Annotated in this window: 9 protein-coding genes; 3 read left to right on the forward strand and 6 right to left on the reverse strand. The window is 70.3% G+C overall.

Going from position 1 to position 11,938, the window contains the following annotated elements; all coding sequences use genetic code 11:
- Positions 1 to 449: enoyl-CoA hydratase-related protein (locus D471_RS0110575; protein ID WP_017598593.1), on the forward strand; the 449-nt coding region annotated here is incomplete at its 5' end.
- Between the two features lie 258 nt (positions 450 to 707).
- On the opposite strand, the gene D471_RS0110580 is transcribed toward D471_RS0110575, so the two are convergent.
- Positions 708 to 2,828 (reverse strand): acyltransferase family protein, encoded by a 2,121-nt coding sequence (locus tag D471_RS0110580; RefSeq protein WP_017598594.1) that lies wholly within the window; start codon positions 2,826 to 2,828, stop codon positions 708 to 710.
- 623 nt (positions 2,829 to 3,451) lie between these two features.
- Between D471_RS0110580 and D471_RS0110585 the strand changes: the two genes are divergently transcribed.
- Positions 3,452 to 4,537 carry a CDP-alcohol phosphatidyltransferase family protein gene (locus D471_RS0110585; RefSeq protein ID WP_017598595.1) on the forward strand — a complete coding sequence of 362 codons (1,086 nt, stop codon included), beginning with the start codon at positions 3,452 to 3,454 and terminating at the stop codon, positions 4,535 to 4,537.
- 88 nt (positions 4,538 to 4,625) lie between these two features.
- Here D471_RS0110585 and D471_RS0110590 read toward each other — a convergent pair whose 3' ends face one another.
- The 5 genes from D471_RS0110590 to D471_RS42290 form a co-directional block, all read right to left on the reverse strand.
- Positions 4,626 to 6,206 carry an NCS1 family nucleobase:cation symporter-1 gene (locus D471_RS0110590; protein ID WP_017598596.1) on the reverse strand — a complete coding sequence of 527 codons (1,581 nt, stop codon included), beginning with the start codon at positions 6,204 to 6,206 and terminating at the stop codon, positions 4,626 to 4,628.
- 448 nt (positions 6,207 to 6,654) lie between these two features.
- Positions 6,655 to 7,683, reverse strand: coding sequence for a TIGR03842 family LLM class F420-dependent oxidoreductase (locus D471_RS0110595; RefSeq protein WP_017598597.1), 1,029 nt, complete (start codon positions 7,681 to 7,683; stop codon positions 6,655 to 6,657).
- Between the two features lie 14 nt (positions 7,684 to 7,697).
- Positions 7,698 to 9,104 (reverse strand): dihydropyrimidinase, encoded by a 1,407-nt coding sequence (gene hydA / locus D471_RS0110600; protein ID WP_017598598.1) that lies wholly within the window; start codon positions 9,102 to 9,104, stop codon positions 7,698 to 7,700.
- A 12-nt stretch (positions 9,105 to 9,116) separates the two neighbouring features.
- Positions 9,117 to 9,959, reverse strand: coding sequence for a nitrilase-related carbon-nitrogen hydrolase (locus tag D471_RS0110605; RefSeq protein ID WP_017598599.1), 843 nt, complete (start codon positions 9,957 to 9,959; stop codon positions 9,117 to 9,119).
- Between the two features lie 459 nt (positions 9,960 to 10,418).
- On the reverse strand, positions 10,419 to 11,396 hold the full coding sequence (locus D471_RS42290; RefSeq protein WP_086003009.1) for a DUF4352 domain-containing protein: 978 nt from the start codon (positions 11,394 to 11,396) through the stop codon (positions 10,419 to 10,421).
- 180 nt (positions 11,397 to 11,576) lie between these two features.
- Between D471_RS42290 and D471_RS0110615 the strand changes: the two genes are divergently transcribed.
- The coding region (locus D471_RS0110615; RefSeq protein WP_017598601.1) for a flavodoxin family protein at positions 11,577 to 11,938 on the forward strand (362 nt) is incomplete at its 3' end.

The following is an 11,938-nucleotide window of genomic DNA, read 5'->3' on the forward strand; positions in this document are numbered from 1 at the left end:
GCTTCGAGGCGGTGCTCGCCTGCGACCTGGTGGTCGCCGCCGAGGACGCGAAGTTCGGCATCCCCGAGGTCAAGCGCGGCCTCGTGGCGGGCGCGGGCGGCCTACTCCGCCTCCACCACCGGATCCCGCGCAACATCGCGATGGAGATGGCCCTGACCGGCGACTTCGTCGACGCCACGCGCCTGGCGGAACTCGGCCTGGTCAACCAGGTGACGATCCGCGGCGGCGCCCTGGCCGGGGCCAAGGATCTCGCCGCCCGCATCACCCCGAACGGCCCCTTGGCGCTGAAGGTGTCCAAGGAGGTCATCCAGTCCTCCGATGACTGGTCCGCCGAGGAGATGTGGGACCGGCAGAACGAGCTGGCGGGCCCGGTCTTCGTCAGTCAGGACGCGATGGAGGGTGCGGCGGCCTTCGCTGAGAAGCGCGCCCCCGTCTGGAAGGGCGAGTAGTCCCGATCCGCGTACGCGGCGGCCGTCCCCTCCGGGGGCGGCCGTCCCCTCCGGGGGCGGCCGNGTTCGGGCACCGGCAGGGTGCTGCGAGACGAGGCGAGCCGCGAGCGAGGAACGGGCTTGAATCGGACTGCGCCGTAGGCGCCCGTTGAGGGCGGTGGAGGGCGACGGGCGGGCGTAGCCGAGGATGGGGCATCCCTGCCTTCGGGGCGCCCGAACCCGGGCCGAGGCGAAGCGGCAGGCCCAGAACGAACACGGCTAGGGCTCCTCGTACAGCACCGCCGCCGACTCCACCAGGCTCGCGTCGGCCTCCGGGGCCTCGGGCAGGGCGTCGAGCAGGTCGGGTTCCAGCACGGTCGCCATCGAGCGCGAGAACGCATGCGACATGTGGTTGGTGTCGTAGTACGCCAACTGGTTGCCGATGACCCCCGGGCAGAGGCCGTCCGAGCACAAGTACTCGGTCATGTCCACGAAGGCCGTGTTGTCCGGGACGTCCTCCAGCGCGTTGGCCGGTGAGGTGCGCGCCATCGAGTACGACTGCCGCTCCGCGCACTCCGGGGAACCGGCGCCGTTCCGGTCGACGCATTCGGGCACGTTGAACCCGAACCGCGGGGTGTCGCGGACCGCCACCACGTCGACGCCCAGCTCGTCCAGTTCACGCCAGCGCTCGACGTATCCGTCCGGCACGTGCTCCGGGCGGTCCGCGCCGGTCCGCGTTCGGGTGCCCGTGGTGAACACCGCCTCGGGCCGCAGGTCGCGCAGCTCGGCCATGACATGACCGTTCCACGCGTCGCACTCCTCGAACGCCTCGCCCCGGTAGGTCTGATCCGCCGTGCTGAACTGGCAGGCGTTCTTGGTCATCACGACCAGCCGCCACCCGTGCCGGTCGGCCAGGGTGTCGAGCGCCTGGTACCAGTGGCGGGCGTGCGAACTGCCGACGAGCGCGATCGTGTAGTCGCCCTCCGGGTCCCCGGCCTCGCACCGCACCAGTTCGGTGTCGTCGATGAGCGCGTTGCACGCCCGGGTCTGGTCGATGGTCTCGCGCGCGACCGTGGTCGTGTCGGGGTACACGGGCAGGTCGGGCAGACCCTCGGCCAGCGCGGGGCTCAGGTGGACGCCCGCCCCCGGGTAGGCGGTGGGGTCGGAGGCCAGCTCCAGCCGCAGCTCCTGGTCACGCTGGATCACCTGGCCCCACGCCAGGCCGCCGAGCAACACGGGCACGACGAACAGGACTCCGGCGGCCAGCGACCACGAGGGAGCCGTCCGCGTCCGGGTGAGGCGGGTGAGCCCGCCGTCGACCACCCAGCCCGTGGCGAGCGCGGCCGCGAAGGACAGACCGAGGACGAGCAGCCCGCCACCGAGCGTGGGCCGCTCCGTTCCGGTGACCTCCAGGTAGAACACCAGGACCGGCCAGTGCCACAGGAACAGCGTGAAGGCGTGCCCGCCCAGCCAGGTCAGCGGAGCCCAACCCAGGAGCCGGTTGGCGGACAGCCGCCCGACGTCCGCACCGGCCCCGGCCACGATGACCAGGACCGCCGCGAGGGTCGGCCACAGCGAGGCGAGGCCCGGATAGGGCAGGTGGTCGCTGACGACGAGGCCGCACAGGACCAGTGCGGTCAGTCCGGTCCACCCGGCGGCGCCGCGCATCCGGGCGGACAGGCGGACACGGCCCAGGGCGAGGGCGAGCAGGCCGCCCAGGGCGAGTTCCCACAGGCGGGCACCGGTGTCGAAGTAGGCCCAGACGGGTTCGTTCGCCGTGATCCACAGTGAGTACCCGAACGACCCGGCGAACACGGCGGACAGTGTCATCACCGCGGCCGTGCGGACCCGCGCGCCCAGGGCCGCGGCCACGAGCCCGGCCGCCGTGAGCAGCAGCGGCCACAGCAGATAGAACTGTCCCTGCACACCCAGCGACCAGAAGTGCTGGACGGGGCTGGCGGCACCGTTCTCCGCCATGTAGTCGACCGAGCCCAGTGCGAGGTGCCAGTTCCCGTGGTAGAGCGCGGCGGCCTGGACGTCGGCGATGACGTCGGTCCACCGCGACCGGGGCAGGAGCAGGTAGGCGCCGACCAGGACCGTGCCGAGGACGACCGCGCCCGCCGGGAAGAGGCGCCGCACGAGCTTGGCCCAGAACGCCCCGAGCGCGATCCGCCCGTCGCGCTCCAACGCGCGCACCAGGGAGCCCGTGATGAGGAAGCCGGTGAGCACGAGGAAGACGTCCACACCGCCGGAGACCTTGCCGAACCAGATGTGGTAGACGGCGATCAGCAGCGCGGCGACGGCGCGCAGGCCCTCGATGTCGGAACGGCGTCGGCGGGTGGTGGCGGTCGAAGGGGTGGGAACCGTGTCGGTGGCGCGGTTCAGGGCAGGATCGGACACGAGTCAGCCTCGGGTTGGCGGAGGTGGAGGCAGGGGCGGCGGCGCGGCGGAGGGCCTCGGATGGAGCCTGGCGTGGCGCCGGAGCCGTGGCGATGGTCGGCGTCCGGGGGCGCGTGGCCCTGCCGGTCCAGTATCAGCGGGTCCTGTCACTGACCCGTGGGACGCGCGGCGCATGTTGTCGAGTCGAGATGAAATCTGTGTGCACGCGTAGCCGCGGAGGGGGAAATCGGGTGATCCACCGCACATGAAGTTCCGGGGTTGACACCGAACGCGGAGACATGGGGTACATTCCGGCGTTCACGCCGGTTGAGGTGGAACGGTAGGGGTGGGGCGGTGGAGGAGGGATCGGCGCCGTTGGTGTGACGTCATGTTGGCGTGGTGTTTATGTCACATGGGATAGGCCTGGTCACCGTCATGAGTGTCTGTTCGGGTCACCAGTCGTGTGTGGATGTGAACCCGAGAGCCTGAGAGGGCGTCAACTCAGCATCACCGGTGTGACACGCCCTTCCCGGCGGCGCCCGGCTCCCCCCCCCGCGCCCTGATCTCGCGCCCGCGGTGTTCGTGCGTTCCCGCCGCCGCACGACGACCCCGAACCATCGTCCACCGTGCCTGGAGTTTCTCCCATGCCCGCGTTCACCCTTCGTGACGTACAGGAACAGACCTACAAGACACGTGATTCGTGGTGGACCGTCTGGTTGGTCGACCCCCTCGCCTCGCGGTTGGTCAGGGCCACCGCGAACCGGACCCGCCTCACCCCGAACCAGCTGACCCTGGCGGCGCTGATCCTGGGCGTGGCGGCGGCGGTCTGCTTCTTCCTCGCCGACTGGTACTGGCTGCTGGCCGGGGCCGTCCTGTTCCACCTGAGCTTCGTCCTGGACTGCATGGACGGCAAGATCGCCCGGCTCAAGGGCAACGGGTCGGTGTTCGGCAGCTGGCTCGACTACGTCTTCGACCGCGTCCGCGTCCTGATCTGCGCCATCGCCCTCATGGGCGGTCAGTTCGCCGAGTCCGGGAACCCGGTCTTCCTCTGGTTCGCCCTGGGCATCGTGTTCACGGACATGTTCCGCTACCTGAACTCGCCGCAGATGGCCAAGGTGCGGACCACGATGCGCAAGCACATGGTCCAGGCCATCCGCGAGGCCGAGGAGGGCGACGGCGAAGGCGGTAGAGAGGTCCGCGAGTTGGCCGCCCGGTTCGAAACGGGCGGAGCCGTCGACGACGCCGACGACGAGGGCGGTGTCTCCGTCGGCGGCGCCGAGCGCGTCGCCGCACCGGAACGGCCGTCCGGCCCCGTCACCCGGACCGCGCCCGCCGACGAGGAGGAAGAGGACCAGGCGGAGCCCACCGTCCTCACCCCGGGGCGCAAGGCGCGCCAGATTCAGAGCACGGCACTCCAGGAGGGCTTCCACCGGCGCTTCCCCTGGTACCGGCGCGTCCGCGACGTCCTGCGGGAGAACCGCATCCGCCCGCACCTGTTCAGCGGCATCGAGTTCCAGATGGGCGTGTTCATCGTCGCCCCGCTGGTCGGCCTGTTCTCCACGACGGGGATGCTCGTGACCATCGCCGTGTCCGGCTTCCTGATGCTCGCCTTCGAGCTGGTGATCATCTACAAGCTGTGGCTGTCCACCCGTGCGTTCACCCGGGTCACCCGCGACATCAACGCGGTGCTGGCCTCGCTCGACCCCCAGGAGCAGCGCCCGGCCGCCTGACCGGGAACACATCCGACGACGACCGTGGGGTCGGCACGCGCGTGCCGACCCCACGGTCGTTTCCCGTGTGGCCCGGGTGACCGGTGGGTCAGCCGGTCCGTGTGCCCGCCGCGCCCTGCCCGGCTGCCGCGCGGGAACGGCCGTCGGGCAGGAACACTCCCAGGCCCCAGTGGATGAGCAGCGCGGACGCGAATCCGACGACCCATCCGTAGTCGGACAGCGGAGCCAGGAACGGGATCAGTCCGTCCTCGGGGAAGGGGCCTTCTCCAGGAGCGGAGTGGGAGCCGCCGACCGCCAAAGCCGCGCCCGCGGTGAAGGCCACCAGCGCCCGCCAGTTCCAGCCGCCCGTGTACCAGTACTCCGAGCGGCGCGTGTACAGCGCGGTCAGGTTCATGCGGGTCCGGCGCAGCAGCCAGTAGTCGGCGACGAGGATGCCGCCCACGGTGCCGAGCACGCCGCCGACCGTGCCGAGCCAGGTGAAGATGTACACGTTCGGGTCCGAGATCAGCCTCCAGGGGAAGATCGCGACGCTGACGACGCACGTGATCACCGCGCCGGTCCGGAAACTGATCAGCCTCGGCTTCAGGTTGGCCAGGTCGTAGGCCGGCCCGACCAGGTTCGCGGCGATGTTGGTCGACACGGTCGCCAGCAGCACCACGAAGATCGCGAACAGCAGCGCGATTCCGTTCGACATCTCCGCGACGATGTCCACCGGGTCCCACAGGGGAGCCCCGTAGACCGCCTGTGTGCCCGCCGTGACCATCACGGCCAGCAGCGCGAACGCCGCCATCGTGGTGGGCAGGCCGAACGTCTGCCCCAGTACCTGGGAGCGCTGGGAGGACGAGAACCGCGTGAAGTCGCTGATGTTGAGGCTCAGCGTCGCCCAGAACCCGATCATCGCCATCAGGGACGGGAAGAACAGCGCCCAGAACTCCGGGCCCCACCCGAGATCGGAGTTGACCGTCAGCAGCGGGCCGAAGCCACCCGCCTGGGCGACCATCCACCCCAGCAGCGCGACACCTCCGACCAGCATGAGCGGGGCCGCCCACACCTGGACCCTGCGCACGCCCTCCATGCCCCACAGGATGATCCCGAGCTGGGCCACCCAGAACAGCCCGAAGGACAGCCACATCGTCCAGGGCTGCCCGCCGACCTCGGCCGCGCCGCTCCAGCCGTCGCCGAACGCGCGGCCCGCGAGGATGTACACGCCCTGGCCGCCGATCCATGTCTGGATGCCGTACCACCCGCATGCCACGGCCCCGCGGATCAGGGCGGGCAGGTTGGCGCCGCGCAGCCCGAACGACGCGCGCGCGAACACGGGGAAGGGGATGCCGTACTTCGCCCCCGCGTGGCCGGTGAGGACCATGGGCACCAGCACGATGAGGTTGCCCAGGGCGATGGTCAGGACCGCCTGCCGCCAGTCCATCCCCACGGCGATCAGGCCGCTGGCGAGGGTCCAGGCGGGCAGGTTCACCGACATGCTCACCCACAGGGCGGTGAAGCTTCCGGTGCCCCAGGTGCGTCGGGACATGGGTACGGGGTGCAGGTCCTCGTTGACGAACGGGCCCTCGGGCAGGTTCTGCCCCTTGGGCATGGACACGCGCCCGTCGGGGTGGGTGACGACGGCGGAGGAGGCGGCGGGTTCGGGTGGGGAAGGAGCGTGGGTCACGTGACACCTGGTTTCGGTGGTGCTGATGGGGGATCGCGAGGTGGGCGGGGACACGGGCACGGCTCGGGACCCGCGTTGGTGGACGGGAGGAATGTTCGGGTTCGTCGCAGGACGCCGATCATCCTCGCACGTCAGGAAGGGGGTTCTGGTGCGCGGATGGTGTGGTGTTCCCCTTGGCCCCATGGGGCGGTACCCGACACCCGTCGCGCCCCGTCCGGCGGTGGGACGCGGCGAGCGGGGGACCGCGGCCTCGGAGCCCGGGCCTCCTGGACCCCCAGCGCCCTGAAGGGCCCCGAAGGGCCCGGGAGGCCCGGCTGCCCGGCTGCCCGGAAGGTCCCGGGTGGTCCGGGAGCCCCGGGTCTCCCGGGGACCTCGGCCACACCCGGAACCCCGGAACCGTTCTGCTCGCACGTCGGACAGTGTGCGAGACGCGTGTTGACTCCGTGTTTCAGGACGGCGTCGCGGTTGCGGACACCACCGGGATCACGTCACGTCCGTAGGCGTCGATGACCCCGTCGACGTCGTCGTGCATCGCGTACACGGCGAACTGGTCCACGCCCGCCTCGCGCAGCCGCTCCAGCTTCGCCAGATGCTCCTCGACCGGGCCGACCAGGCAGAACCGGTCCACGATGGCGTCCGGAACGAACTCGGTGTCCGGGTTGCCCGCCCGCCCGTGGTGGCTGTAGTCGTAGCCCTTCCGTGCGCGGATGTAGTCGGTCAGCTCCTCGGGGACCGCCCCCGAGTGCTCGCCGTACCTCTCCACCAGGTCGGCGACGTGGTTGCCCACCATCCCGCCGAACCACCGGCACTGCTCGCGTCCGTGCGCCAGCCCCTCCGCCGAGCCGTCCGTGACGTAGGCGGGCGCCGCCACGCACACCTTCACCTCGCTCGGGTCCCGACCGGCGTCCGCCGCCGCCGACCGCACCGCCTTGACCATCCACTCGGTCAGGTACGGGTCGGCCAGTTGCAGGATGAACCCGTCGGCCCGGCGCCCCACCAGGTCCAGCGCCTTGGGTCCGTAGGCGCCCATCCACACCGGCAGGGAGCCGTCCCGCACCCACGGGATGCGCATCGACGCCCCGTCGACGTCCGCCTCCCGCCCCTCGGCCAGGTCCTTGATCGCCCGCATGGCCTTCTCCAGGCGGGCCAGGGTCGCGGGCTTGCGTCCGGCCACGCGCATCGCCGAGTCGCCGCGCCCGATCCCGCACACCGTCCGGTTGCCGAACATGTCGTTGAGCGTGGCGAAGAGCGAGGCGGTCACCTCCCACGTCCGCGTGCTCGGGTTGGTGACCATCGGTCCGACGGCCAGGTTCTCCGTGCGCTCGAGGATCCGGCTGTAGACGACGAAGGGCTCCTGCCACAGCACCACCGAGTCGAAGGTCCACCCGTGGGTGAACCCGAGCCCGTCGGCGCGCGCCATCCGGTCCACCAGCAGGTCGGCGGGCGGATCGGTCTGGAGGACGAGTCCGATGTCCATGCTGTTTCTCCTCCTCAGACCAGGTACTGGCAGGTGGACCGGGGCACGTACCGGCCGTGCCCGGCCTGCCCCAGGTAGTTTCCGTCGTCGACCACGACGCGTCCGCGTGACAGCACCGTCCTGGCCCTGCCGGTGACGCGCCTGCCCTCGTATGCCGAGTAGTCCACGTTCATGTGGTGGGTCTCGGCGGACATGACCTGTTCGGCCCGGGGGTCGTAGACCACGATGTCGGCGTCCGCACCCGGAGCCACCGTCCCCTTCCTCGGATGGAGGCCGAACATGCGGGCGGGCGTGGCGCAGGCAATCTCGATCCACCGCCGCCTGCTGATGTGTCCGTCCACCACCGCCTGGTGCAGCAGGTCCATCCGGTTCTCCACACCCGGCATGCCGTTGGGGATCTTGGAGAAGTCGCCCACGCCCATGTCCTTCTGTCCGGTGAAGCAGAACGGGCAGTGGTCGGTGGAGACCACGGACAGGTCGTTGGTGCGCAGCGCCCGCCACAGGAGCTCCTGGTGCTCCCTGGGGCGCAGCGGCGTGGAGCACACGTACTTGGCGCCCTCGAATCCCGGCTCGGCCAGGTTGTCCGTGGACAGGAACAGGTACTGCGGGCAGGTCTCGCCGAACACGTTGAGCCCCTTGTCCCGGGCCCGCGCCAGCTCCTCGACCGCCTCGCCCGCCGACACGTGCACGACGTACAGCGGAGCCCCGGCCACCCGGGCGAGTTGGATCGCGCGGTGGGTGGCCTCCGACTCCAGCAGCGCCTTGCGGACCTCGCCGTGGTAGCGCGGGTCGGTCCGGCCCTCGGCCAGGGCCTGCTCCACCAGGACGTCGATGGCGATGCCGTTCTCCGCGTGCATCATCGTCAGCGCGCCGTTGGCGGCGCCGCGCTGCATCGCGCGCAGGATCTGGCCGTCGTCGCTGTAGAAGACGCCCGGGTAGGCCATGAACAGCTTGAACGACGTGACGCCCTCGTCGACGAGGACGTCCATCTCCTTGAGCGAGGACTCGTTGACGTCGGACAGGATGGCGTGGAAGGCGTAGTCGATCGCGCACGCCCCGTCGGCCTTGGCCATCCACGCGTCCACGCCGGAGCGGACGGACTGGCCGGGGCTCTGGATGGCGAAGTCGACGATGGTGGTGGTGCCGCCCCAGGCCGCCGCGCGGGTGCCGGTCTCGAAGGTGTCGGCTGACTGGGTGCCGCCGAACGGCATCTCCATATGGGTGTGGGCGTCCACGCCGCCCGGGATGACGTAGTGGCCCGTGGCGTCGATGACGGCGGCGTCGCCGCGCGCCCAGGTCCCGGCGGCCTCGGTGCCGCGCAGGGCCAGGGCGGCGACCCGTTCTCCCTCGATCAGGACGTCGGCCTCGACCTCCTCGGCCGCGGTGACGACCAGTCCGCCTCGGATGACGGTGCGTCCCATGTCCGTCGCCCCCTATCCCTCGACCAGCGGTCCGTAGGCGTCGGGGCGTCGGTCCCGGTAGAAGGCCCACTGCTGGCGGACCTCGTCGATCATGTCGAGGTCGAGGTCGCGCACGACCAGCTCCGCGGCAGAGTCGGAGGCGACGTCGCCGACGAACTGTCCGCGCGGGTCGACGAAGTAGCTCGTGCCGTAGAAGTCGTTGTCGCCGTACTCCTCGACGCCCACGCGGTTGATCGCGGCCACGAAGTAGGCGTTGGCGACGGCCGACGCGGGCTGTTCGAGCTTCCACAGGTAGGGGGACAGGCCGCGGCTGGTGGCTGAGGGGTTGTACACGATCTGGGCTCCGCCCAGACCGAGCGCGCGCCAACCCTCGGGGAAGTGGCGGTCGTAGCAGATGTAGACGCCGACCCGGCCGACGGCGGTGTCGAAGACCGGCCAGCCGAGGTTGCCGGGGCGGAAGTAGTACTTCTCCCAGAAGCCCTTGACCTGGGGGATGTGGTGCTTGCGGTACTTGCCGAGGTAGCTGCCGTCAGCGTCGATGACGGCGGCGGTGTTGTAGTAGAAACCGGGTTTTTCGACCTCGAAGACCGGGAGCACCATCACCATGTCGAGTTCCCTGGCCAGGGCCCGGAAACGGGTGATCGTGGGGCCGTCGGGCACGGGTTCGGCCCAGCGGTGGTGTTCGGCCTCCTGTACCTGGCAGAAGTAGGGCGCGTTGAAGACTTCCTGGAACCCGATGACCTTCGCCCCTTGCGCGGCGGCGTCGCGCGCGTACTTCTCGTGGGCGGAGAGCATGGATTCGGTGTCGCCGGTCCACTCGGTCTGGACGAGTGCGGCACGGACGGTGTGCGGCATGGTTCCCTCGCTCCTTGCTGAGCGCCGCCCGGTCCGGGCGGCCAAGAACGCCTGAAGTGTCCGCGTATCGCCTGTTCGCACGGGTGGTGGGAGCAGGTGGCGCGTGCCGTCGCACCTTAGAGAAGAGGGGAATGACCGGTCAACGTCCGACATTCTTGCGGACGTGATTCCATCGTGTTGCGTATATTCGCCAATGTGACGTTAGGGAAGTAATGTCCGTTGTGTGGATGTAGGAATTCGGAGGAAGTGCCAGGTTTGATGCTGATCAAGCCATGAATTTCGGATGTCCCTACATATCCGAAATGGACCTTGTCGCTCTCGTGTGCCCGACCGGCGGTCACCCACCGCCACGATCGCGGTTGCACGCGTGAGGCCCTCCACCCGGGGCGGGCGGAGGGCCGTGCGGGGCGTGCGCCACGCGCCGACGTCGGGCGGACCGGGCCGCGTCCGACCGTCCGGTCAGTCGACCAGGGACACGTAGGTCTCGTTGCCTCCGTAGGTCTCGGTGCTCAGGCCCATGTAGCTGATCTCGTCGGCGTCGGGCACGTCGAAGGCGATCGTCACGCTGGAGACGGCGCCGTTCGGGTCCAGGACCTCGTAGATGTCGCCGTTGATCTCCTGGGTGAGGTCGTAGGACTCCCCGTACTGGGTGCCATCCGCCGTGTACACGTGCTGTTCGTCCATCCAGAACCAGCTGCTGCCCGTACCGGAGGTGTCGGCCACGTCGATCTCGACCACGAGGAACTCGCCGTCCGCCCCGGTGCCGTTCAGTTCGTCGACCACGTCGACGCTGGTGACGGTGAAGGACATGCCGTCGTACTCGAACTCACTGCCGACCGCTTCCATGTCGGAGGGGTCGGGAACGGGGCCCGCGGGCTCCTCCGGCTCCTCGGGCTCCTCCGGCTCCTCCAGACCCGGTTCGTCGGTGTCGGCCGCGCCGCCGGGCTCACGGGCCTCGACGGTCTGCGGGTCCTCGCCGGTGAAGACGACGGAGACCAGGACCACCACGACGACGCCGATGACGAACAGCGCGGCGCAGCCCAGACCGAGGAAGAGCCACGGGGAGGTCTTCTTCGGCTGCTGCTGGCCGTACGGGTTGCCGTAGGGGTCGATCGGCGGGGCGGCGTAGGGGTCACCGTGGGGAGGGGCGCCGTACGGGCCGGTGCCGTGCTGGGCGTACGGGGCGCCCGGCTGGCCGTAGGGGGATCCGCCCTGGTTGTAGGGGTCTCCGCCGTGGCCGTACGGGTCGTTGCCGTGGCCGTAGGGGTCGCCGGGGGCTCCAGGGATGCCCGCTCCGCCCGGGGGCGGCGGCGGGCCCATGGGCGGCTGGCCGCCGGTGGGCGGACCCATGGGGGGCTGACCGCCGGTGTGGGGCCCCTGCGGGGGCATACCGGGCGGAGGTCCTTGGTAGGGGCCGTTCGAAGGAGGCTGGCTCATGGCGGTCCTGGCTTTCTGCCGTGAGCGGGGCGAGCGCCCGAGCCCGGGGGGTGCTTCCTGCCCGCGGGTCCGGGTCGAGGCGTCGGCCGGGGACGCCCGCGATCAGCGGCTGCTCGTTCTCTGTCGGGTCAGACGCCGACGGGAGCGGATCGGTTCCCGTGACGTGCCTACTGTGGGGTCATGGCACGACTGCTCATCGTTCACCACACCGTCTCGCCCGCCACCCAGGAGATGCTGACGGCGGTCCTCGACGGCGCCCACACCGACGATATCGAAGGAGTGGAGGCACGGACGAAGTCGGCTCTGTCCGCGACCGTCCCTGACCTGCTGGAAGTCGATGCGGTCATACTCGGGACACCCGCCAATATCGGGTACATGTCGGGCGCCCTGAAGTTCTTCTTCGACAACGTCTACTACCCCGCGCAGGGCGACACGGCGGGACTGCCGTACGCGCTCTACGTCCACGGTGACAACGACACGTCGGGGGCGGTGCGCGCGGTCGAGTCGATCGCGAAGGGGATGGGGTGGCGACAGCAGCGGCC

Origin of the sequence: Nocardiopsis lucentensis DSM 44048, from assembly GCF_000341125.1 — a bacterium.
Taxonomy (GTDB): domain Bacteria; phylum Actinomycetota; class Actinomycetes; order Streptosporangiales; family Streptosporangiaceae; genus Nocardiopsis; species Nocardiopsis lucentensis.